Below are 23,705 nucleotides of genomic sequence, written 5' to 3' on the forward strand. Positions count from 1 at the left end.
CTAGTGACGGGAATGCGGCGAACAAGATCGGACCGCCGTGATTCTGCGCTCGAAGCGGCGCACTCGCGGTCGCTGGGGCCGCACCGGCCCTCTGCTGAGCGGTCTGAGCGCGCTGAGTCGAGCGGTGGGCGTTGCCTGGCGCCGGTCATTGCAGCTGCGGGTCGTGGTCTTGACCTTGGGACTGTCGCTGACGGTGATCCTGGTGCTCGGCTTCGTGCTGACCAGCCAGATCACCGACCGGGTGTTGGACGTCAAGGTTCGCGCGGCCACCGAGGAGATCGAGCGGGCGCGCACCACTGTCAGCGGCATCGTCGGCGGCGAAGAGACCCGGTCGCTGGACAGCAGCCTGCAGCTGGCCCGCAACACGTTGACCTCGAAGGCTGATCCCGCCGCGGGATCGGCACTGGCCGGTGCGTTCGATGCGGTGCTGGTGGTGCCCGGCGACGGGCCGCGGGCTGCGACGGCCGCCGGCCCGGTAGACCAGATCCCCGAGGCGTTACGGGAATTCGTCAAAGCCGGGCAGGTCAGTTATCAGTACGCCACGGTGCGTACCGACGGCTTCTCCGGTCCGGCGTTGATCATCGGCAGCCCCACGTCCTCGCGGGTCACCAATCTGGAGCTGTACCTGATCTTCCCGCTGTCCAGCGAGGAGAGCACCATCACGCTGGTGCGCGGCACCATGGCCACCGGCGGTGTGGTGCTGCTGGTACTGCTGGCCGGCATCGCGGTGCTGGTGTCGCGGCAGGTGGTACTCCCGGTGCGGTCGGCGTCGAGGATCGCCGAACGCTTCGCCGAGGGGCATCTGACCGAGCGCATGCCGGTGCGCGGCGAGGATGACATGGCGCGGCTGGCGGTGTCGTTCAACGACATGGCCGAGAGCCTGAGCCGCCAGATCACCCAGTTGGAGGAGTTCGGCAATCTGCAGCGCCGATTCACCTCCGACGTCAGCCATGAGCTGCGCACCCCGCTGACCACGGTGCGGATGGCCGCTGACCTGATTCACGACCACAGCGAGGAACTGGACCCGGCCCTGCGGCGGTCGACCGAACTGATGGTCAACGAGCTGGACCGGTTCGAGACCCTGCTCAACGACCTTCTCGAGATCTCACGACATGACGCCGGGGTGGCCGAGTTGTCGGTCGAGGCAGTCGATTTGCGCTCGACGGTCAACAGCGCGCTCGGCAATGTCGGGCACCTGGCCGACGACGCCGGCATCGAGCTGCTGGTCGACATGCCCGCTGACGAGGTGATCGCCGAAGTCGACTCGCGGCGGGTGGAGCGCATTCTGCGCAACCTGATCGCCAATGCGATCGACCATGCCGAGCGCAAACCGGTGCGGATCCGGATGGCCTCGGATGAGGACACGGTGGCCGTCACCGTGCGTGACTACGGTGTCGGCCTGCGCCCGGGGGAGGAGAAGCTGGTGTTCAGCCGATTCTGGCGCTCCGACCCTTCGCGGGTGCGCCGCTCCGGCGGCACCGGCCTGGGTCTGGCGATCAGTATCGAGGACGCCAGGCTGCACCAGGGCCGGCTCGAGGCCTGGGGTGAGCCCGGCATGGGGGCGTGCTTCCGTCTCACCCTGCCGCTGGTCCGTGGCCACAAGGTGACCACCAGCCCGCTGCCGCTGAAACCCATTGCGCCGGAACGCAACGGCCGAGGCGCAACGCCGCAGTCGCGTAGCCGCGAACACGCCGGGAAAAGCGTGTGAAGCGCGCCGCCGTCGCATTGCTGACCTGCCTTGCCCTGGTGGTATCGGGATGTGCGGGTGTTCCGAATTCTTCTGCGCCACAAGCCATCGGCACCGTCGAGCGGTCGGCGCCGCAGAGCCTGCCCAAGCCGACCCCGGGAATGGAACCGGACCTGCTGCTGCGAGAGTTCCTCAAGGCGACGGCCGACCCCGCCAACCGCCATCTGGCGGCGCGGCAGTTTCTCACCGAGTCCGCCTCCAACGACTGGGACGACGCGGGCAGCGCACTGCTGATCGACCGGGTGGTATTCGTCGAAACCCGCAGTGCGGACCGGGTTTCGGTGACCATGCGCGCCGACATCCTGGGCTCGCTGTCCGATCTCGGAGTGTTCGAGACCGCCGAGGGTGCGCTGCCCGACCCCGGCCCGATCGAGCTCGTCAAGACCGAGGACGGTTGGCGGATCGACCGGCTGCCCAACGGGGTTTTCCTGGACTGGCAGCAGTTCCAGGCGACCTACAAGCGGCACACCCTGTATTTCGTGGACCCGACCGGCGCCACCATGGTGCCCGATCCGCGCTATGTGGCGGTGTCGGACTCCGATCAGCTGGCCACCGAGTTGGTCACCAAGATGATTTCGGGGCCACGACCCGAGATGACCAACACCGTGCGCAACATGTTGGGCCCGCCGCTTCGGCTGCGGGGGCCGGTGACGCGCGCCGACGGCGGCAAGACCGGGATCGGGCGGGGGTACGGCGGTGCCCGCATCGAGCTGGAGAGCCTGTCGACCACTGACCCGCACAGCAGGCAATTGCTTGCCGCGCAGATCATCTGGACGCTGGCGCGCGCCGATATCAAGGGTCCGTACGTTATCGACATCGATGGAGCGGCGCTCGACGAGCGCTTCGCCGACGGCTGGAACACCTCTGACGTGGCGGCCACCGATCCCGGCGCGGCCGACGGTGCGGCCGCCGGCTTGCACGCTCTGGTGGGCGGTTCGCTGCACTTCCTGGACGGGCAGAGGTCGGCCCGGGTACCCGGCTCTTTTGGGCAGATGCCCGAGCAGCGGTCGGCGTCGTTGTCCCGCGACGGCATCCAGGTTGCCTCCGTCACGGTGGTGCGTGTGGGTGCACCCGATCAGGAGTCGTCGGTGTGGATCGGCCCGCTCGGGCGTGACGGGGAAAGGGCCACTGTGGCGCGCAGTTTGACGCGTCCGACGTGGGCTCTTGATGAGGCGGTGTGGATCGTCGTCGACGGCAACATCGTGCTGCGCGTCATCCGGGAGGCGGCCTCCGGCGAGCCCGCCCAGATCCCGGTCGACGCCTCCGCGATAGCGGCCAAGTTCCCGGGGCCCATCACCGAGCTGCAGCTCTCGCGAGACGGCACCCGGGCCGCCATGGTGATCGACGGCCAGGTGATCCTGGCCGGCGTCGAGCAACTGCCCGGCGGTGAGTTCGCGTTGACGCATCCGCGCCGGCTGGGGTTCGGTCTCGGCAAGTCGGTGGTGTCACTGTCGTGGCGCACCGGCGATGACATCGTGGTGAGCCGCAACGACGGTGCCCATCCCGTCTCGTTCGTCAATCTCGACGGGGTCAATTCCGACGGCCCCAGTCAGAACCTCACCAACCCGGTGACGACGGTCGCGGCCAGCCCCTCGACGGTGTACGTCGCCGACCGCCGCGGCGTGATTCAGCTGTCGGCGTCCGGGCCGGAGAACCAGCTCACGTGGGTGGGCGTGCAACCGCTGTTGGTGGGCGGCGCGGTGCCTGTGCTGCCGGGCTGAGCTCTGGGGGGTCCCAGCAGGGCGCGCGATAGACGAGCAGCAACGGGCATCAACCGGCGCTGACATCCCGTCGTTGTCGTGCAGCGGTGGCGGGGCAAAGGTGAATTGAACGGCTTCCGTCAAGTCGATACGTTTGCTCCTGTGAGTGAATCGGGTGGGGAATTGCGGGTCGATCCTCCGGTGCTGGCGGCCACCTGTTCGTCGTTGTCGGCGGCAGCCGATCACCTGCTCAAACAGCTGCAAACGCTGGACTCGCAGGTGGAGGGGATGCTGGCGTCCTGGCGCGGGCATTCCGGCGGAACCTACAAAGAGGCGTACGTGATGTGGTCCGCGGGGGCCGACGAGGTGGAGAAAGGGCTGGCCATCATGGCCGACCTATTGGGGCACGCGGGAAGGGAGTTCGCCAGCCAGGACGCCACCGCCCGTGTCCAGTTGGATGGCTTGCATGGCTGAGGCGTTCTCGGTGGATCCCGAGGGGCTGGCCGACGCCGTTGAGCGGATGGCGACGTTTCAAACCATCCTGGACGGGCTGCTCTCCGAGATCGATTCGGTGGTCAAAAACCTGCACCTGGGCTGGAACGGTGAGGCCGCCGCAGCGCACCAGGCTGCGCACCAGTTGTGGACCGAAGGTGCCGCGACCATGCGCGAGGCGCTGGGGAAGCTGCACACCGCCGGTGGGGGAGCGCACGACAACTACTCTGGCGCCAGTTCTCTCAACGCGAAGATGTGGTCGGCATAGCCGATGGCTCCGCTGGCCGTCAACCCTGCCGCACTCGATGGTGCCGGTGTCACGCTGACCGATGTCGGTAGGGACATCGGGTCGACGCTATCCACCCTGTCGGGTGCGCTGTCCGGCTGTGGGGCAATGTGCGGTGACGATCCCGTCGGCGAGGCCATCGGCGAGTCCTACGACTCAGCGGCGGCCAGCTTGGTGAAAGCATTCGCGGCATCACGCAACGGTGTGGTCAATCTTGGTGACGGCGTGCGGATGTCGGCGCATAACTATTCCATGGCCGAGGCGCTGTCCGACGGCAGGGGGCGCGCCGAGCCCCTCCCGCTGCCAGCCGCCAGCGGGGCGATCGCGGCCGTGGAACCGCCGACTTCGGTGGGTGGCAGCATTCCAGCACCACGGGGCTTCGGGTGGGTGAGCAAGTACATCGGAATGATTTGGCCCACGGCCGATTCGGCTCAGCTGCGGGCCGCCGCTGGCGCGTGGATGGCGGCTGGCACCGAGTTGTTGGTGACTCAGACGACGGCGGCACCCGCCCTGGGTGTCATCGGCGCCCAGCAGATCCCAGAAGCAGAGGCGATGGGACAGGCGTTCGCCGACTCGCTCAAAGCGGCCTCTGAACTGATGGCGCAGTCCAACTCTGTTGCCGCCAAGCTGATCTCGTACGCCGACAAGGTGGACGAGGTGCACGTCGCGATCATGGACCTGTTGGCTCGGATCTGCGATCCCTTGACCGGGGCGAAGATCGTCTGGGATTTCCTGACCGACCAGGACGAGTCCGAGATCAAGCAGATAGCCGACGACATCAAGACCGTGGTGGACAACTTCGCCGCACAGGTGTCAGCGCTGATGGCAGGGCTCGCACCCATGGTGGATGCGGCCGCCACCATCGCGGAGGGCATGCTGAAGTTCGCTGACAAAGAGTGGGAACAGTTTCTTCAAGGCAACCCTGTCGGTCAGATTATCGACGACATGTCCCAGGTCACCAAGGGTTTCGGGTTGCAGGCATGGGAGCTTGTGGAGGGCGCGTGGACCTATAGTCCGCAACGGGCTGTCGTCGACCCGCAAGGAAGTTTCAACGACTATCGCGAACTGATCAGCGGCATGGCGCCGCTGGTGGGGGCCGACGAAGACGGCTGGACCGGAACAGGTGACGCGTGGTTGCAGGTGGGCAAGGAGACTCTGCACTGGGAACTGTGGAAGACCAATCCTGCAGAAGCCCTGGGGCGCAGCGTGTTCGACGTCGCCACGTTTTTCGTGCCCGGAGGTGGCCTGACCAAGATCGGCACGGTGGGTCATGGTGTCGCAGAGACTGCCGAGGCGGTAACCCGCGCGGCGCCTCATCTCGCCGTTCCGAGACCGTCAGAGCTGCCGAAACCTCTCGATCTTCCCAAGGTTGCGGAACCGCCGAAAGTTCCCGCCGGCGGCACACCGGCACCGCTACCTGAACCGCCGAAGGCACCCGAGCTCAAGCCGGGTGCCCCGGTCTCGGCGCCACTTCCGCCGCAGACGCCGCTCGGTCCTACCGAACACAAGCCCGCTCCAGCCGGGTCGGCCTCTGCCTCCGACAGTGCTGCCGCGTCCGCGCCGGCGCCGGCAAGCTCAGGCGCCGCTCCGCCGTCGCCACCTTCGAGTCCGGCAGGTGGGCTCGGATCGGGAGGGGGCGGTGCAGGCCCGTCCGTCGGAGGAGGTTCGCCTTCGGGAGGCGGCTCACCGGCGCCAGGAGGAGCCCCGTTCGAACCCGGTCACAACGGAACCCGTGCCGACAGCCCCTTCGGTGGCGGGAACAGTTCTGGCCCGGCTGATCCAACCGACGGGCAGACGCCCTCCGGCGCATCCGGTGGCGGACCCGACGGGCAGTCGCCTGACGGCACGTCCCATGGGGCTAACGGTTCTCCAGGGGACGGTACCAACAATCCACCGCACACCGGCTTGAGCGATCCGCCGGCCAACAACGCGCCGCCCGGCGTCGAGTTTCCTGACCTCACCGAGATCAACAACGAGTATCGGTTGCCGAACGGGCCTGTCGATCCGAATCGATTCGATGAGTGGGCGACGAAAGTTTCGGAGGCCTACCCAACTATCTCGAAGGAGGGAGTTGAGGGAATCTATCGATACACAACTCAGGACTACAACGCGTTCAACGCGTACTTGCGTGATGTTGACGAATTGTCCGAGTCGCAGAAGTACAGCCTCGGAGCACGGTCTGTCGCTGACTTAACCTCTGAGCAGCGCTCGGTGCTCGAGGCACAGATTCAGAAGGCGGACGAGGGCTTGGCGTCCCTACCCCCATATCGCGCTGATGCAGCTGATGCTACGTCCACCACATGGCGCGGATTGCGCGCTTCTGATGAGCTCCTCGAAAAGTTCGACGTTGGGAAAACCTTCTCTGAACAGGCCTTCTTTAGCACTAGTAAAGATCAGTTCGTCGCTGAGTCATTTGCAAGGGGCGCAGCGGCCGACGAGACGCCCTTGCTCTTGAGGGTGGAGGGACACACTGGGGTTGACGTCACGCAGTTGTCAAAGTATGCCGATGAGTCGGAGATCCTGTTTCCAAGGTCGTCGAGGTTCGAGGTGATTTCGGCTCAACTCGATGAAAATGGTGTTATGAGAGTTGTTTTGAGGCAGAAGGAATGACCCCGCAGCTATTGGAATCCGGAGAAGAGATCGCTGGCTGGCTGCGCCAACACATCCGCTCCGACTTCTCTCTGAGTGCTCCATACCGTCGACGGTGGTCCTTGGGGGGATGTGAGCCGACCCATTTTCTGGCCACCTGGCCGACGGATCGCCTGGGAAAGCTCGGGTCTGATCTGCACGCCTCCGGCTTCGAAGTGAGAGCTTCGCCCCGTGGAGTGCATGTCGGGGTGGGAGATCAGGGTGTCATCGTTGCCGCCGGCAGAACGGACTTGGGGGACGGACCCCCTACGGAGTACGCGCTTTTTGTGGGAACAGAAGATCTGCCGGCCTACGTCACGAACTCGTCGGAGGTGTTGGCTCAGATCATTCAAAAGCTGGGGCAGCCGCCAGCGTCCCTACCGGAGTGTGACGTGGTGCAGATCGGATTTCCCGGCCAGCCAACCGGTGACATCACCTACATAGGCAGCTGGCAGTGGGACATCCACAGCGAGGCGCGCACACCAGAATTCGTTCGGCTTGCCGCACATGCCATCGTCGATGCCATCGATGCAAGGAAGAGGAATCTATGACCGCGGGCCTCGAGCAAGCCCTCCTGCAGCTGCCGGCCACTCCGGCCATCACCTACCGCGGGTTGACCGGGGAGCCATCACTGCATGCGATCACGCTGTCGAACGTCCTACCCACTTCTCTGAGTCCGCGGGTTGCCAGTGAGAATTTCACCGCTGAGCGGTTGACGGCGATCGTCACGATCACGGGCCGCTACATTGCGCCGCTGTCCCAGCACCCCGACGAGCAGGAGATCGCGCTGCTTCCCGGGACGGTGCTATTGCCGGTCGGGTCGGTGACTGTCGACGGTCTGGACAACGCGGTGGCGCTCTTCGCCGAACCCGGCGAAGCGCCTCAGCTCCCAGCCGGCCCCGCTGAACTCCGCGAGGTGGTCACGCAGCAAGTCGGTGCCGCATTGCGGGCCCCGGCCGTGCCGATCCATTCGCCGGGCCGGTTCTCGCCGCGCGGCGGCTGAACCGGTGCCGGGCTGATCCCCTTCTGTCACCCCCTCCCGCCACACTGCAGCCATGCTCGATCTCGTCCTGCCGCTGGAGTGCGGCGGCTGCGGCGCCCCGGCCACCCGCTGGTGCGCCACGTGCGCGGGCGTGCTCAGCGTGGCCACCGACGAGCCGCATGTCATCTCCCCGCGGCTGGACCCCGGCGTCCCCGTCTTCGTGCTCGGCCGCCACGCCGGCATCCGCCGACACGCCATCGTCGCGCTCAAGGAGGACGGCCGCACCGATCTGATCCCGCCGCTGGCGCACGCCATGGCGGTGGGCATCCACCGCCTGCTGGCGTGGGGAGTGCTGGAGCTGCCCCTGGCCGTCGTCCCCGCACCTACCCGACGGCTCGCCGCCCGACGCCGCGGCGGTGACCCGGTGACCCGGCTTCTCACCGCTGCGGTGGCCGCCCATCCCGAGATCACCGTCGCGCCCGTGCTCCGGCTCAAGGGCGCGGCCAGAGACTCCGTTGGACTCAGCAGCAGTGCCCGGCAGCGGAACCTGGCCGGGCGCATCCGAGTCACTTCCAGCAAACTCGGCGAAGGTGCCGACGTACTCCTTATGGACGACATCGTGACCACCGGTGCCACTGCCTGCGAATCAGTGCGCATGTTGCAGTCGGTCGGAGCCCGGGTGGCGGGTGTTCTCGCCCTGGCCCACGCCTGATCGGCTCTCGGCCCGCAACCGACGAAGGTCCTTGTAACGGGGGTCGAAAGAACTGGCAACAGGTGCGAGAAAAAGGTGGCACGTTTGGGTGAACTCGGACTACCTTCGGGAACAACACGCTGTGAAGCACTCGCAGCCGGACTCGAAGGCCAGAGCCATTCTCGACAGCCTCGAGCCACGTCGCCCGAGGCGGTAGGGAGGTGATATCCGACCCCTAGCGCCGGCGGGTGTGCGAATTCGTTTATCCCCTCGGCGCATGTATCTACTCGCCAGACACGCGCTTGCGTTCGACGCAGAGGAGTAACGAGTTGTCAAGCATGACAAGCCAATCCGCCCAAATGCTGGCCGATACCGAGGAACAACCCGCACCGGAGCCGCGCTCTGAAGTGGTTGTGAAGGGTCGCAATGTGGAGATTCCGGATCACTTCCGGATACACGTTGCGGAGAAGCTGGCTCGGCTGGAGCGCTTCGACCGAACCATCTACATGTTCGACGTCGAACTCGACCACGAGAAGAACCGTCGACAACGCAAGAACTGTCAGCACGTCGAGATCACGGCACGGGGCCGTGGCCCGGTTGTCCGCGGCGAGGCGTGTGCGGACAGCTTCTACGCCGCACTCGAAGCGGCCGTGCAGAAGCTCGAGGCTCGTCTGCGCCGCGGCAAGGACCGCCGCAAGATCCACTACGGCGACAAGACACCGGTCTCCGTCGCCGAGGCCACCGCGGCCATCCCGCCCGACTTCGACCCGCCGACGACGTCGGCCGGCGAAACCGACCCGGCCGTCGCCGCGGCGGCCGCCGACGAACACGTCCCCGGGCGGGTGGTCCGCACCAAGGAGCATCCGGATCGGCCGATGACCGTCGACGACGCGCTCTACGAGATGGAGCTCGTCGGCCACGATTTCTTCCTCTTCCACGACAAGGAAACCGACAAGCCGACGGTGGTCTACCGCCGTCACGCCTATGACTACGGCTTGATCCGGCTGGCCTGACAACACGACGCCGTGGGCGGGATTCCAACCGGGATCCCGCCCACGTTGCGCCTCCGCAGGGCCCGACTCACCGCAGCGCGCTCAGGGCTTACAGCAGAGTCACCTACGATGGACCGCACTAAGACTCCAATCCTGTAGGGGATATATCAGTGCTGCAGAAGCTGCTGCGACTCGGTGAAGGTCGCATGGTCAAACGCCTCAAGGGCGTGGCTGCCTACGTCAACACCTTGTCCGACGACGTCGAGAAACTCTCCGACGCGGAGCTGCGCGCCAAGACCGACGAGTTCAAGAAGCGGATCGCCGACGGCGAGACCCTCGACGACCTGCTGCCCGAGGCGTTCGCCGTCGCCCGGGAAGCGGCCTGGCGGGTGCTCTCGCAACGACACTTCGACGTCCAGGTGATGGGCGGCGCCGCGCTGCACTTCGGCAACGTCGCCGAGATGAAGACCGGTGAGGGCAAGACCCTGACCGCGGTGCTGCCGTCCTACCTCAACGCGCTTTCCGGCAAGGGTGTGCACGTCGTCACGGTCAACGACTACCTGGCCAAACGTGACGCCGAGTGGATGGGCCGCGTACACCGGTTCCTCGGCCTGTCCGTCGGTGTCATCCTCTCGGGGCTGACACCCGCCGAGCGTCGCGCCGCCTACGCCGCCGACATCACCTACGGCACCAACAACGAATTCGGGTTCGACTACCTGCGCGACAACATGGCGCACAGTCTCGAAGACCTGGTGCAGCGCGGCCACAACTTCGCGATCGTCGACGAGGTGGACTCCATCCTGATCGACGAAGCCCGGACCCCGCTGATCATCTCCGGCCCCGCCGACAGCGCCTCGAGCTGGTACACCGAGTTCGCGCGGCTGGCGCCCCTGATGGAGAAGGACGTCCATTACGAGGTGGACATCCGCAAGCGCACCATCGGCGTGCACGAGCTCGGCGTGGAATTCGTCGAAGACCAGCTCGGCATCGACAACCTGTATGAAGCCGCCAACTCGCCGCTGGTCAGCTACCTGAACAACTGCCTCAAGGCCAAGGAGCTGTTCACCCGCGACAAGGACTACATCGTCCGCAACGGTGAGGTCATCATCGTCGACGAGTTCACCGGCCGCGTGCTGGTGGGCCGCCGCTACAACGAAGGCATGCACCAGGCCATCGAGGCCAAGGAACGCGTCGAGATCAAGAACGAGAACCAGACGCTGGCCACGATCACGCTGCAGAACTACTTCCGCCTCTACGAGACGCTGTCCGGGATGACCGGTACCGCGCAGACGGAGGCCGCCGAGCTGCACGAGATCTACAAGCTGGGTGTCGTCAGCATCCCGACCAACCGGGACATGATCCGCCAGGACCAGTCGGATCTGATCTACAAGACCGAGGAAGCCAAGTACATCGCCGTCGTCGACGATGTGGCCGAGCGGTGGGAGAAGGGGCAGCCGGTCCTGATCGGTACCACCAGCGTGGAACGCTCCGAGTACCTGTCGCGCCAGTTCACCAAGCGCAAGATCCCGCACAACGTCCTCAACGCCAAGTACCACGAGCAGGAAGCCAACATCATCGCCGAGGCGGGTCGCCTGGGCGCGGTCACCGTGGCCACCAACATGGCCGGCCGCGGTACCGACATCGTGCTCGGTGGCAACGTCGACTTCCTGGCCGACAAGCGACTGCGGGAACAGGGCCTCGACCCGGTGGAGACGCCCGAGGAATACGAAGCCGCCTGGGACGACACGCTCAACAAGATCAAGGACGAGGCCAGCGCGGAAGCCAAGGACGTCCGCGACGTCGGCGGTCTGTACGTGCTGGGTACCGAGCGCCACGAATCCCGACGTATCGACAACCAGCTGCGTGGTCGCGCCGGCCGCCAGGGTGACCCGGGGGAGTCCCGGTTCTACCTGTCGTTGGGCGACGAACTGATGCGGCGCTTCAACGGCGCCACGCTGGAGTCCCTGCTGACCCGGCTGAATCTGCCCGACGACGTGCCGATCGAAGCCAAGATGGTCACCCGCGCCATCAAGAGTGCTCAGACGCAGGTGGAGCAGCAGAACTTCGAGGTCCGTAAAAACGTCCTCAAGTACGACGAGGTGATGAACCAGCAGCGCAAGGTGATCTACGCCGAGCGCAAGATGGTCCTCGAAGGGCAGAACCTGGCCGACCAGGCGCACCAGATGCTGGTCGACGTGATCACCGCCTACGTCGACGGCGCCACCGCCGAAGGGTATTCGGAGGACTGGGATCTCGAGAAGCTCTGGGAAGCGCTCCGGACGCTGTACCCGGTGTCCATCGACCATCACGACCTGATCGACTCCGATGCGGTGGGCGAGGCCGGTGAGCTGACCAGGGAAGAGTTGCTGGCCGCTCTGCTCGAGGACGCCGAAAAGGCTTACGCGGCAAGGGAAGCGCAACTGGAGGAGATCGCCGGCGAGGGTGCGATGCGCCAGCTGGAACGCAATGTGCTGCTCAATGTGCTCGACCGCAAGTGGCGCGAACACCTCTACGAGATGGACTACCTGCGCGAAGGTATCGGCCTGCGCGCCATGGCGCAGCGTGACCCGGTGGTGGAGTACCAGCGCGAGGGTTACGACATGTTCCGCGGCATGCTCGACGCCCTCAAAGAGGAGTCGGTCGGCTTCCTGTTCAACGTGCAGGTCGAGGCGGCTCCGACGGCGCCGGCCGTGGCGACACAGGCCGCCCCGGAAGGGTTGGCCGAATTCGCCGCCGCAGCCGCGGCCCGCAAGCAGGACGCGCCGGCCGGGGCCCGCGCGTCGGCGGGAACCGCGGTGCGCGCCAAGGGGATCGAGGACAAGGCGCCGCCGCTGACCTACGTCGGTCCGTCCGAGGACGGCAGCGCCGAGGTGCAGCGTCGCGACAACGGCGACGGCGCCGCAGCCGGCGCGGGCGGCACCACCCGGCGTGAACGTCGCGAGGCCGCTCGCCGCGCGGCGAAGTCCCGGAAGGGCTGACTCCACCGCACCGCTCACCCCAGGTGAAGCGCGACCAGTTGCCAGCGTGAGCCCCGCGGCGTCGTCGTCAGCTCCACCCGGCATGCCAGCGCGTGCACGCGTGTGCCACGGGAGTACACCGCCGCCACCTCGAACGACGTGTCGCCAGGCTCGGCGGACTGAAGCCGGACCCGGCGTAGTACCGCGGCGGCCCGGCTGTGGCCCTTGGCGTCGGTATGGGCTCGGCTCAAGGCCACCACGGTGTCGGCCAGTCCACCGGCCAGCAGCGGACGCAGTTGTGTCGCCGGGCGGCGCTGGTCGATCACTTCCAGGATGCTGCGCAGCGCGGCGTCGGTGAACGCGGCAGCGGCCTGCCGTTGCGGTGAGACGGCGGGCACCGCGTGCAGATGTCGTTCGCGGGCGGGGGCACTCTTCACTCGTGCAGCGGCCGGGTCGGTCGGTTGACTTCGGGCCGGCGGTTCGTAGTCGACGACCGGGATGACGACAGGGCTCGGTGGTGCGGTCATGCTCGACCTCCAGGGGACGCGACGCTACGGACTCGCCTGCTGGAGAGTGACAGACGCGGTGATCATGGCACAGCGGCCAGGTTTGCGTGTGCACCCGCGCTGCGCGCTCACAGGGCGGCCGGTTACGGTGACCTCGGCCCTCAGGGGCAAGGGAGGGGCTCGAGGGGGGAGTCGACATGGTGGCTAGGTTGTCGGCGTCCGACGCGTCGTTCTATCAGCTGGAGAACACGTCGACGCCGATGTACGTGGGCACCTTGTCCATCCTGCGCAAGCCGCGGGCTGGGTTGAGTTACGAGACCCTGCTGGCCACTGTCGAGCAGCGGTTACCGCAGATCCCGCGGTACCGCCAGAAGGTCCGCGAGGTCACCTGGGGGCTGGGGCGCCCGGTCTGGATCGACGACCGCGACTTCGACATCACCTATCACATCCGGCGGTCGGCGCTGCCCTCGCCGGGAAGCGACGCCCAGTTACACGACCTGGTGGCCCGGCTGGGGTCGCGGCCGCTGGACAAGTCGCGACCGCTGTGGGAGATGTACCTGGTCGAGGGGCTGACCAAGAACCGCGTCGCCATCTACACCAAATCGCATCAAGCGCTGGTCAACGGCATGACGGCGCTGGAGATCGGGCATGTGATCGCCGACCGGACGCAGAAGCCGCCGGTGTTCGGGGAGGACATCTGGATTCCCGCGCGCGAACCGGGCACCGCCGGCCTGCTGTTGGGCGCTGTCGGTGACTGGGTGTCGCGACCGCGCCAGCAGGCGCGAGTGGTGCAGTCCGCAATCACCGGTGTGGTGACCAATTCCGGTGAGCTGGCCGAGGCGGGCCGGCGCGCATTGGAGTTTGCCCGCACTGTCGCGCGGGGCACCGCGCCCAACAGCCCCCTGAACACCACCGTGTCCCGCAACCGGCGTTTCACCGTGGCCAGCGGCAAGCTCGAGGACTACCGGCATCTGCGGGCCCGCTACGACTGCGATGTCAATGACGTGGTGTTGGCCGTCATCGCGGGCGCGCTGCGCAACTGGCTGCTCTCACGCGGCGAACCCGTCACGCCCAGCTCGACGGTCCGGGCCATGGCGCCCATGTCGGTGTACACCGACCCCGACCTCGACTCCAGTGCCGGGCCGGGGCAGGCGATCAGCGAGGTGGCGCCGTTCCTGGTGGATCTGCCGGTGGGCGAGGGCAACGCGGTGGTGCGGCTGTCACAGATCGCCCATGCCACCGAAACGCATCCGACCGCCGCGAGCCTGGTCGATGCCCGCACCATCGTGACACTGTCGGGTTTCGCGCCACCGACGCTGCACGCGATGGGCATCCGGGTGGCGTCCAGCTTTTCGGCGCGACTGTTCAATTTGCTGATCACCAACGTTCCCGGTGCGCAGTCCCAGATGTACGTGGCGGGCACGAAGTTGCTCGAGACCTATGCGGTGCCCCCGCTGCTGACCAACCAGGTGCTCGCCATCGGCATCACGTCCTACCACGGCAACCTCTACTTCGGCATCAACGCCGACCGCGACGCCATGAGCGATGTGGACGTGCTGCCCGCGCTACTGCAAGAGTCGCTCGACGAACTGCTGGACGCTGCCCAGTGAACCCCTGACCGGCGGAGTTGACTCGATAAGTCGACAACGGTTCGAATTGGTGCACCATGAGTGTGCGCTCCGATGATGAAGCAACAGCAGAAAACCAACCCCAGCGGCCGGTGCGACGAGCAGTCAAGGCCGCCGACGCGATCGCCGAGGCGCAGACCGTCGTGCACCCCGTATTGGACCAACCCGTCGATGACCAGGCAGCTCTGCAGCGCCGCAGCATGGACTGGGTGGTGTTCGGTGTCACCGCGGCCATCGCGGTCGGATTCCTGCTCTGGGGCTTCCTCAGTACCGACTCCCTCGCCGGAGCCTCTGGCACGGCGCTGACCTGGGTGATGGACAACGTCGGCTGGTTCTTTGTCCTGACCGCCAGCGGCTTCGTGGTGTTCGTGCTGTGGCTGGCGCTGAGTCGGTACGGCAACATTCCGCTGGGCCGCGACGACGAGGAGCCGGAGTTCCGCGGCGTGTCGTGGATCGCCATGATGTTCAGCGCCGGGATGGGCATCGGACTGATGTTCTTCGGTGTGGCCGAACCGTTGACGCACTTCGTCACGCCTCCGCCCGGAACGGGACCGGAAGGCAACCCGGCCGCGGTTCAGAATGCCTTGGCCACCACGCTGTTTCACTGGACGCTGCATCCGTGGGCCATCTACGCGGTGGTGGGTCTGGCCATCGCCTACGGCGTCTACCGCAAGGGCCGGCTGCAGCTGGTGAGCGCCACGTTCGAGCCGCTATTGGGGTCCAGGGCCGGCGGCCCCTGGGGCAAGGTCATCGACATGCTGGCGATCTTCGCCACCCTCTTCGGCTCAGCGGCGTCCCTGGGGCTGGGCGCCCTGCAGATCCGCAGCGGGCTGCAGATCGTCGGCGGTATTGGACAGACCGGCAACACCATCCTGGTGGTGATCATCACCGTGTTGACCATCGCCTTCGTGTTGTCGGCGGTATCCGGAGTGGCCAAGGGCATCCAGTGGTTGTCCAACATCAACATGGTGCTGGCGGTCCTGTTGGCGCTGTTTGTATTCGTGCTGGGCCCAACGGTTTTCATTCTCAACCTGGTGCCGACCACGCTGGGCAGCTTCGCGGGCGAGCTGGGCGCCATGGCAGCACGCACCGGAGCCGAAGGCGATGTGGTCAACACCTGGCTGCAGTCGTGGACCATCTTCTACTGGGCGTGGTGGATTTCCTGGACCCCGTTCGTCGGGATGTTCATCGCCCGGATCTCGCGCGGCCGCACCATCCGCCAGTTCGTCGCGGGCGTGTTGCTGGTGCCCAGCCTGGTGTCGCTGGTGTGGTTCGCGATCTTCGGCGGCGCGGCGATCAGGGCGCAACAGGAGGGCGTGGACCTGGCCGATCAGGGCAGCCAGGAGGAACAGCTGTTCGGCCTGCTCGGCAACTACCCCCTAGCCACGGTCGCCAGTGTGCTGGTGATGGTGCTGGTCGCCATCTTCTTCGTCTCGGGCGCCGACGCCGCTTCCGTGGTGATGGGGTCGCTGTCGGAGCGAGGCACCCTCAAGCCGTCGCGGGGCACGGTCATCTTCTGGGGTGTGGCGATGGGTGCGGTGGCGTTGGTGATGCTGCTGGTCGGGGGAGAGGACGCCCTGACGGGTCTGCAGACCATCACCATCATCGCCGCGGTGCCTTTTGCCGCCGTGATGGTGGCGATGGCGGTGGCGCTAGTCAAGGACCTGCGCCTGGATCCGCTGGTGGTGCGCCGCAAGTACGCGGTGGAAGCCGTGGAGGCGGCGGTGGTCACGGGTGTCAAGCAGCACGGTGACGACTTCGTGATCTCGGTCGAAAAGGATCCCGACGCGCGCTGAGCGTTACGATTCCTGGATGGGCAAAGCACGACCGAAGCTGTCGAAGGATGTCTACGAAGCTGAGTTGTTCCGTCTCCAAACGGAATTCGTGAAGCTGCAGGAGTGGACCAAACACACCGGCGCTCGCATCGTGGTGATCTTCGAAGGTCGTGACGCGGCGGGCAAGGGCGGCACGATCAAGCGGATCACCGAGTACCTCAGCCCACGGGTGTCGCGGATCGCCGCGCTGCCCGCGCCCACCGACCGCGAACGGGGCCAGTGGTATTACCAGCGCTACATCGAACATCTGCCCACCAAAGGGGAGATCGTCCTGTTCGACAGGTCCTGGTACAACCGGGCCGGCGTCGAGAAGGTGATGGGGTTCTGCACCCCGCAGGAACACTCACTGTTCCTGCGGCAGACCCCGATCTTCGAGCAGATGCTGATCGACGACGGCATCCAGCTGCGCAAGTACTGGTTCTCGGTGTCCGACGACGAGCAGCTGCGCCGGTTCCGGTCGCGACTCAACGATCCGGTGCGGCAGTGGAAGCTCTCGCCGATGGACCTCGAATCGGTGTACCGCTGGGAGGACTACTCGCGGGCCAAGGACGAGATGATGGTGCACACCGACACGACATTCAGCCCGTGGTTCGTGGTGGAGTCCGACAGCAAGAAGCACGCCAGGCTCAACATGATGAGCCATCTGCTGTCGAGCATCGATTACCACGATGTGGGCCACCCCAAGGTTGAACTGCCCGAGCGGCCCGTGTTCTCGGGGAACTATGAACGACCGCCCCGCGAACTGTCCACCTACGTCCCCGACCACGTCGCCACCTTGATCGGCGACCGCGAATAGCGGGGCCCGCCCTCGTGCCTCGGGCTCCGCGACCGACCGCTGTCTTCGGGGGTCGGCCCGCTGTCGCCCTCGTGCCTCGGGCTCCGCGACCGACCCGCTGTCTCCGGGGGTCGGCCCGCTGTCGCCCTCGTGCCTCGGGCTCCGCGACCGACCGCTGTCTCCGGGGGTCGGCCCGCTGTCGCCCTCGTGCCTCGGGCTCCGCGACCGACCCGCTGTTAGCCTCGTCCACTATGCGGGTCTACATCCCGGCGACGCTGGCGATGCTCCAGCGACTCGTCGCCGACGGTTCACTGTTCCCGGTCAGCGGAACCGCATTCGCCGTCACGCCGACTCTGCGTGAGGCGTACGCCGAGGGCGACGACGACGAACTCGCCGAAGTGGCGCTGCGTGACGCCGCGCTGGGGTCGCTGCGCCTGCTCGCCGCCGACGACCCCACCGACTCGGACGACGACCTGCCGCTGCGCCGGTCCGTCCTGGTGGCTGACGTTGAAAATGCAAAGGCCCGACCGGATCTCGATGACGCGGTGGTCCGCGTCGGTGACCCGGTGACACTCGACAACGTGGTGGCGGTGTACGTGGACACCGCAGCCGCGGAGGCCGCGGTACGCGCCGCGGTCGAGGTCATCGACGCCGCGGATCTGGGAGACGAGGACGCCGAACTGGCGGTCGGCGACGCCCAAGACCATGACCTTGCGTGGTACGCCACCCAAGAACTGCCGTTCCTACTCGAATTGCTCTGAAGACTGGATACGCGACCGTAAGTTACGGTACCGTAGGTTAGGCATGCCGCGACTCGGGTAGGAGAGCCATGGCCAAGAATCAGATCAAGACCGGTGCCAAGGTCGTCGACACCATACGTCCGACCGTGGCCGGTGCCGACAAACATCCGGGCTGGCACGCGCTGCGCACCCTCGCCAGCAAGATCACCCATCCGCTGTTGCCCGACGATTACCTGCACCTGGCGAATCCGCTGTGGTCAGCGCGCGAGCTCCGCGGGCGGATCGTCGACGTCCGTCGCGAGACCGAGGACTCCGCCACCCTGGTGATCAAGCCGGGCTGGGGTTTCTCCTTCGACTACCAACCTGGCCAGTACATCGGCATCGGGGTCATGGTGGAAGGCCGGTGGCGCTGGCGGTCGTACTCGCTGACCTCGCCGGCGCTCACGGGAGCGCGCACCATCACCATCACGGTCAAGGCGATGCCGGAAGGCTTTTTGTCCAGCCACCTCGTCGGAGGGGTGACGCCCGGCACGATCGTCCGATTGGCCGCCCCGCAGGGCAATTTCGTGATGCCGGACCCGGCGCCCGCTTCGGTGCTGTTCCTCACAGCGGGATCGGGGATCACCCCCATCATGTCGATGCTGCGGACGCTGGAGCGCCGAGATCAGATCACCGACATCGCCCATCTGCACTCGGTGCCGACGGCCGGTGACCTGATGTTCGCCGAAGAACTCGCCGCGCTGGGACACAGGCATCCTGATTACCGGCTCAGCGTTCGGGCTACCCGGACCGAAGGACGGCTCGATCTCAACAGCCTCGACGCCGTGGTGCCCGACTGGCGGTCACGGCAGGTCTGGGCGTGCGGTCCGGAGGGACTGCTCGCCGAGGCCGAGAAGGTGTGGGCCGCCGCGGGCATCCCGGAGCGGCTGCACCTGGAGCGCTTCGCCGTCACCCGTGCCGCACCGCATGGCAGCGGGGGCACGGTGACGTTCGAGCGCACCGGCAAGACATTGGCAGTCGACGGCGCCACCCCGCTGATGGATGCGGGTGAGCAGGTCGGGGTGCAGATGCCATTCGGCTGCCGGATGGGCATCTGCCAGTCCTGTGTGGTCAGCCTGGTCGACGGCCACGTGCGGGACCTGCGCACGGGTGTCGAGCACGAGCCCGGCACCAGGATCCAGACGTGTGTTTCGGCCGCTTCGGGTGATTGCACACTGGACGTGTGAGATTTACTGACTAGTAACCTACGGCATCGTAGGTTACGCTAGCGTAGGAACCCCCGGAAGGAGGGAAACAATGGCAATCACAGACGTCCCAGAGTTCGCCCATTTGACAGACGCGGATATCGAGAGCCTGGCCGTTGAGCTCGACGCCATCCGGCAGGACATCGAAGACTCCCGCGGGGAGCGCGATTCGCGCTACATCCGGCGCACCATCGCTGCACAGCGCGCGTTGGAGTTGGCCGGCCGCCTGATGCTGACCGCCAGTTCGAAGCGATCGGCGTGGTGGGCAGGCACCGTCACCCTCGGCGTGGCCAAGATCATCGAGAACATGGAGATCGGCCACAACGTCATGCACGGCCAGTGGGATTGGATGAACGATCCCGAGATCCACTCCTCCAGCTGGGAGTGGGACATGAGTGGCGCCTCCAAGCACTGGCGCTTCACTCACAACTTCATGCATCACAAGTACACCAACATCCTGGGCATGGACGACGATGTGGGCTACGGCCTGATCCGCGTCACCCGGGACCAGAAGTGGAAGCCGTTCAACCTCGGCAACCTCTTCTACAACACCGTGCTCGCCGCCGGATTCGAGTGGGGCGTCGGCCTGCAGCACCTGGAGCTCGGCAAGATCTCCAAGGGCCGTGACGACCGGGCCGCCACCCTGGTGCGGGTGCGCGAGTTCGGTGCCAAAGCCGGCGGCCAGCTGGTCAAGGACTATGTCGCTTATCCGGCGCTGACGTCGCTGTCCCCGGGTGCGACGTTCACGAAGACCATGAAGGCTAATGCGGTGGCCAACGTCATCCGCAACGTCTGGGCCAACGCCGTGATCTTCTGTGGCCACTTCCCGGACGGCGCTGAGAAATTCACCAAGACCGACATGGTGGGTGAATCGAAGGGCCACTGGTACCTGCGCCAGATGCTGGGCAGTGCCAACTTCGAGAACGGTCCGGTGCTGCGCTTCATGAGCGGCAACCTGTGCTATCAGATCGAGCATCACCTGTATCCGGACCTGCCCAGCAACCGGCTCCACGAGATCTCGTTCCGGGTCAAGGAGATCTGCGACAAGTACGACCTGCCGTACACCACCGGGTCGTTCCTGCTGCAGTACGGCAAGGCCTGGCGCACCATCGCCAAGCTGTCGCTGCCGAACAAGTACCTCCGCGACACCGCCGACAACGCACCGGAGACCCGGAGCGAGCGGATGTTCAGTGACCTGGGGCCCGATTTCGCCGGCGTCGACAACACGTCGGGTCGCCGCCGCGGCCTCAAGACGGCCATCGCGACGGTGCGCAAGTGGCGCCGGTCGGGCTCGCGCCCGTCGGCTCCGGTTGCCGCCGTGCAGGAGCGTCGTACCGCCTAGGAATTACCGGGCCCAGCGCCCTCACGCAACACTGACAGGAGCCGTCGCGCCGCGTTCACCCGCGCCGCGGCGGCTCCCGTCTTTTCGTCGAGGGCGCACTCGGGATCAGCGGGCGGACCCATGTGCCCGCACCCGCGAGGACAGTCCGCGATGGCCTCGGACAGGTCGGAGAACGCCAGCAGCACGTCGTCGGGTGCGATGTGCGCCAGCCCGAATGACCTGATGCCCGGGGTGTCGATCACCCAGCCGCCGTCGCGCAGCGCCAACGCGATGGACTGAGTGGACGTGTGCCGTCCCTTGCCTACCCCCGACACGTCGCCGATGGCTCGATCTGCCTCGGGGACAATACGATTCACCAGAGTCGACTTACCCACCCCGGAGTGGCCCAACAGCACCGTGAGTTTGTCGACCAGCAGGGGCTCCACCGTGTCGAGAGGGTCGTCGCGCCCGGCGATCGCCACCTGCAGATCCAGATCGGCGAACTGGGCGGCGAACGGCTCGGGCGGCGCCAAGTCACTCTTCGTCAAGCACAGAATCGGTTGCAGCCCACCGGCGTACGCGGCGATCAATGCCCGTTCCACGAAACCGGTCCGTGGCGGTGGGTCGGCGAGCGCGACCACGATGAGGAGCTGATCGGCGTTGGCCACCACCACCCGCTCGGTGGGGTCGGTGTCATCGGCGGTGCGGCGCAACACCGTTCGTCGTTCGCCACGCCGGACGATCCGGGCCAGGGTGTCGGGGCGTCCCGAGAGGTCGCCCACCACGTCGACGTCATCACCGACGACGATGGGCGTGCGGCCCAGTTCCCGGGCGCGCATGGCGGTGACGGGCCGGGTGGGGTCGCCGTCGAGCACACACCCCCAGCGGCCGCGGTCCACGGTCACCACCATGGCCGCCCGGGCGTCGGCGTGTTCGGGGCGGGTCTTGGTGCGCGGCCGCGAGCCCTTGCCCGGTCGGATCCGGACGTCGGACTCGTCGTACTGGCGACCGCTCAACGCGCGCTCATGACCGCTAGAAGTCCTGCCCGGCGAGCATGTCCGCCCACAGCTCGGGGAATTCGGGCAGCGTCTTGGCGGTGGTCTCGATGTCGTCGACCTCGACGCCCGGCACCCGCAGTCCGATCAGCGCACCTGCGGTCGCCATCCGGTGGTCGGCGTAGGAGCGCCACGTTCCGCCGTGCATCTCGGTGGCGGTGATCCGCAACCCGTCCTCGGTCTCCTGGCAGTCGCCGCCCAGGCCGTTGATCTCGGTGCTCAGCGCCGCCAGACGGTCGGTCTCGTGGCCGCGCAGGTGCGCGACACCGCGCAACTGCGAGACCGAGCCCGGGGTGGCCAAGGCGGCCAGCACCGCCACCGCCGGTGTCAGCTCGCCGACCGCGCGCAGGTCGACGTCGAACCCGTCGTAGTTCGCCGAACCGTGGATCTCCAGGTGTGTATCGGCATGCGTGGCAGTCGAATTGAGCATCTCGAGTAGCTCGAGGATGGTGTCGGCGGGCTGCAGGCTGGGGGTGGGCCAGCCGGTGATCCGGACACTGCCGCCGGACACCACCGCGGCAGCCAGGAAGGGCACCGCGTTGGACAGATCGGGCTCGACATCCCAGTGCCGCGCCGCGACCTTCCCCGGAGCCACCCGCCAGCGGTTGGGTGTGGTCGCGTCGACCTCGACGCCGGCCAGCTCGAGCATCTGCGTCGTCATCGAGATGTGCGGCGCCGACGGCAGTGAGTCCCCGGTGTGCACCACCGTCAGGCCGTCATCGAAGGCCGCACCCGAGAGCAGCAGCCCGGACACGAACTGAGAGGACGCGGAGGCGTCGATCTCGACGGTGCCGCCCTTGACGGCGCCGGCTCCGCTCACCCGGAACGGCATGGCGTCGGCGTCGATGTCGACGCCCAGGGAGCGCAGTGCACCCAGCAGGGGTGCGATGGGGCGCGAGCGGGCCTGCTCGTCGCCGTCGAACACCACCGCTGCGGTACTCAACGCCGCCACCGGAGGCACGAAGCGCAGCACCGTACCGGCCAGGCCACAGTCGATGGTGGCGCCGTCGGTGGGGGACAGGCTGCCGCCGACAGTGAGTTCGGCGGCGTCCCCGTCGATGGACAGGCCCAGGGTCCGTAACGCACCGATCATCAGGTCGGTGTCACGGCTGCGCAGTGCCCCGCTGATGGTCGAGCTGCCCTGGCCCTGAGCGGCGGCCAGCGCCGCCAGGATGAGGGTGCGGTTGGTCAGTGATTTCGAGCCCGGGATCGCGACGGTCGCGTGCACGGGCATCGGGGTGCAGGGGGCCGTCCATGTCGTCACGGCTCCATCCTGCCCTGTCCTCGATTTCGGGTGTCAGCCACTTCTGGAACCATGGGAGATATGTGCGGACGTTTCGCAGTCACCACCGACCCGGCCCTGCTGGCCGAGAAGATCAAGGCCATCGACGAAGCCACGGGTGAATCCGGTGCGGAGAAAGGTGCCAAGTCCGGCTCGAACTACAACACCGCGCCGACGCAGACCATCACCACCGTGGTGAAACGGCATTCCGAACCCGATGACCAGTCGACCAGGCGGGTCCGGGCCATGCGCTGGGGGCTGATCCCGCCCTGGGTGAAGACCGCCGAGGACGGCAACCCCGACAACAAAGGCCCGCTGCTGATCAACGCCCGCGCCGAGAAGGTCAGCGAGTCGCCGGCGTTCCGGAATTCGGCCAAGAGCAAGCGCTGCCTGGTTCCGATGGACGGGTGGTACGAGTGGCGGCCCAACCCCGAGCTCGCCTCCGGCAAGAAAGCGCCGAAGACGCCGTTCTACATGTACGGCGAGGACGGCGAGATGCTGTTCATGGCGGGGCTGTGGTCCACCTGGCGGCCCAAGGGGGCGCCGAAGGACGCCAAACCGCTGGTGAGCTGCACCATCATCACCACCGACTCCGCCGGCCCGCTGGCCGAGATCCACGACCGAATGCCGCTGACCATCAGCGCAGCGGACTGGGACCGGTGGCTCGACCCCGACGCCCCCATCGACGAGGGACTGCTGCGCGGCCACGGCGATCTGGACCGCATCGCCATCCGTGAGGTCTCCACACTGGTCAACAGCATCCGCAACAACGGCCCCGAGCTCATCGAGCCGGCCGAACCGCAACCCGAACAGGGCGTGCTGTTGTAGTCGGCTCCGTCGCTGT

20 protein-coding genes are annotated in these 23,705 nt (G+C 66.7%); 17 read left to right on the top strand and 3 right to left on the bottom strand.

Translation table 11 applies throughout. The features are described 5' to 3' along the window. Nucleotides 1-37 precede the first annotated feature (37 nt). The 10 genes from mtrB (at nucleotide 38) to secA (ending at nucleotide 12,496) form a co-directional block, all read left to right on the top strand. Entirely contained in the window at nucleotides 38-1,708 is a 1,671-nt protein-coding gene (mtrB, locus tag NL241_RS10390) for an MtrAB system histidine kinase MtrB (RefSeq protein WP_487695735.1), read from the top strand. Next, nucleotides 1,705-3,468: an MtrAB system accessory lipoprotein LpqB gene (lpqB, locus tag NL241_RS10395; RefSeq protein WP_494397467.1), complete on the top strand. Its 1,764-nt coding sequence runs from the start codon at nucleotides 1,705-1,707 to the stop codon at nucleotides 3,466-3,468. Before mtrB ends, lpqB begins: the two co-directional genes overlap by 4 nt. A gap of 141 nt (nucleotides 3,469-3,609) precedes the next feature. Next, nucleotides 3,610-3,921, top strand: a complete 312-nt coding sequence (locus NL241_RS10400) for a WXG100 family type VII secretion target (protein ID WP_487695733.1) — start codon at nucleotides 3,610-3,612, stop codon at nucleotides 3,919-3,921. Further along, nucleotides 3,914-4,207, top strand: coding sequence for a WXG100 family type VII secretion target (locus NL241_RS10405; RefSeq protein WP_487695731.1), 294 nt, complete (start codon nucleotides 3,914-3,916; stop codon nucleotides 4,205-4,207). Before NL241_RS10400 ends, NL241_RS10405 begins: the two co-directional genes overlap by 8 nt. Nucleotides 4,208-4,210: 3 nt before the next feature. Then, nucleotides 4,211-6,835: an ADP-ribosyltransferase gene (locus NL241_RS10410; protein WP_494397468.1), complete on the top strand. Its 2,625-nt coding sequence runs from the start codon at nucleotides 4,211-4,213 to the stop codon at nucleotides 6,833-6,835. Next, entirely contained in the window at nucleotides 6,832-7,404 is a 573-nt protein-coding gene (locus NL241_RS10415) for a hypothetical protein (RefSeq protein ID WP_494397469.1), read from the top strand. The genes NL241_RS10410 and NL241_RS10415 overlap by 4 nt, the downstream gene beginning before the upstream one ends. Beyond that, the gene (locus NL241_RS10420) at nucleotides 7,401-7,856 is read left to right on the top strand and encodes a hypothetical protein (protein ID WP_487695726.1); all 456 of its coding nucleotides are present in this window, start codon (nucleotides 7,401-7,403) and stop codon (nucleotides 7,854-7,856) included. Before NL241_RS10415 ends, NL241_RS10420 begins: the two co-directional genes overlap by 4 nt. Nucleotides 7,857-7,908: 52 nt before the next feature. Further along, nucleotides 7,909-8,547, top strand: coding sequence for a ComF family protein (locus tag NL241_RS10425; protein WP_494397470.1), 639 nt, complete (start codon nucleotides 7,909-7,911; stop codon nucleotides 8,545-8,547). 317 nt (nucleotides 8,548-8,864) lie between these two features. After that, the gene (hpf, locus tag NL241_RS10430; protein ID WP_487695723.1) at nucleotides 8,865-9,539 is read left to right on the top strand and encodes a ribosome hibernation-promoting factor, HPF/YfiA family; all 675 of its coding nucleotides are present in this window, start codon (nucleotides 8,865-8,867) and stop codon (nucleotides 9,537-9,539) included. A 149-nt stretch (nucleotides 9,540-9,688) separates the two neighbouring features. Further along, nucleotides 9,689-12,496: a preprotein translocase subunit SecA gene (gene secA / locus NL241_RS10435; RefSeq protein WP_487695721.1), complete on the top strand. Its 2,808-nt coding sequence runs from the start codon at nucleotides 9,689-9,691 to the stop codon at nucleotides 12,494-12,496. Between the two features lie 14 nt (nucleotides 12,497-12,510). On the opposite strand, the gene NL241_RS10440 is transcribed toward secA, so the two are convergent. Next, the gene (locus tag NL241_RS10440) at nucleotides 12,511-13,002 is read right to left on the bottom strand and encodes an Rv3235 family protein (protein WP_487695719.1); all 492 of its coding nucleotides are present in this window, start codon (nucleotides 13,000-13,002) and stop codon (nucleotides 12,511-12,513) included. 176 nt (nucleotides 13,003-13,178) lie between these two features. On the opposite strand from NL241_RS10440, the gene NL241_RS10445 reads away from it, so the two are divergent. The 6 genes from NL241_RS10445 to NL241_RS10470 all read left to right on the top strand — a co-directional run bounded on the left by NL241_RS10445 (nucleotide 13,179) and on the right by NL241_RS10470 (nucleotide 20,545). Then, on the top strand, nucleotides 13,179-14,591 hold the full coding sequence (locus NL241_RS10445; protein ID WP_487695718.1) for a WS/DGAT/MGAT family O-acyltransferase: 1,413 nt from the start codon (nucleotides 13,179-13,181) through the stop codon (nucleotides 14,589-14,591). 56 nt (nucleotides 14,592-14,647) lie between these two features. Next, nucleotides 14,648-16,405 carry a BCCT family transporter gene (locus NL241_RS10450; RefSeq protein ID WP_487695716.1) on the top strand — a complete coding sequence of 586 codons (1,758 nt, stop codon included), beginning with the start codon at nucleotides 14,648-14,650 and terminating at the stop codon, nucleotides 16,403-16,405. Nucleotides 16,406-16,421: 16 nt separating this feature from the next. Then, on the top strand, nucleotides 16,422-17,240 hold the full coding sequence (gene ppk2 / locus NL241_RS10455; RefSeq protein WP_487695714.1) for a polyphosphate kinase 2: 819 nt from the start codon (nucleotides 16,422-16,424) through the stop codon (nucleotides 17,238-17,240). A 230-nt stretch (nucleotides 17,241-17,470) separates the two neighbouring features. Then, entirely contained in the window at nucleotides 17,471-17,980 is a 510-nt protein-coding gene (locus NL241_RS10460) for a DUF6912 family protein (RefSeq protein WP_487695712.1), read from the top strand. A 68-nt stretch (nucleotides 17,981-18,048) separates the two neighbouring features. Beyond that, nucleotides 18,049-19,185 (top strand): ferredoxin reductase, encoded by a 1,137-nt coding sequence (locus tag NL241_RS10465; protein WP_494397471.1) that lies wholly within the window; start codon nucleotides 18,049-18,051, stop codon nucleotides 19,183-19,185. A 70-nt stretch (nucleotides 19,186-19,255) separates the two neighbouring features. Then, nucleotides 19,256-20,545, top strand: coding sequence for a fatty acid desaturase family protein (locus tag NL241_RS10470; protein WP_487695709.1), 1,290 nt, complete (start codon nucleotides 19,256-19,258; stop codon nucleotides 20,543-20,545). Here the strand turns inward: NL241_RS10470 and rsgA are convergent. After that, nucleotides 20,542-21,540: a ribosome small subunit-dependent GTPase A gene (gene rsgA / locus NL241_RS10475; RefSeq protein WP_494397472.1), complete on the bottom strand. Its 999-nt coding sequence runs from the start codon at nucleotides 21,538-21,540 to the stop codon at nucleotides 20,542-20,544. The two genes, NL241_RS10470 and rsgA, sit on opposite strands and share 4 nt — an antisense overlap. 16 nt (nucleotides 21,541-21,556) lie before the next feature. Further along, nucleotides 21,557-22,813, bottom strand: coding sequence for a 3-phosphoshikimate 1-carboxyvinyltransferase (aroA, locus tag NL241_RS10480; RefSeq protein WP_487695797.1), 1,257 nt, complete (start codon nucleotides 22,811-22,813; stop codon nucleotides 21,557-21,559). A 90-nt stretch (nucleotides 22,814-22,903) separates the two neighbouring features. Here aroA and NL241_RS10485 point away from each other — a divergent pair, with 90 nt between their 5' ends. Beyond that, nucleotides 22,904-23,689, top strand: a complete 786-nt coding sequence (locus NL241_RS10485; RefSeq protein ID WP_494397473.1) for an SOS response-associated peptidase — start codon at nucleotides 22,904-22,906, stop codon at nucleotides 23,687-23,689. Nucleotides 23,690-23,705 lie beyond the last annotated feature (16 nt).

This window comes from Mycolicibacterium sp. SMGY-1XX, from assembly GCF_059132455.1.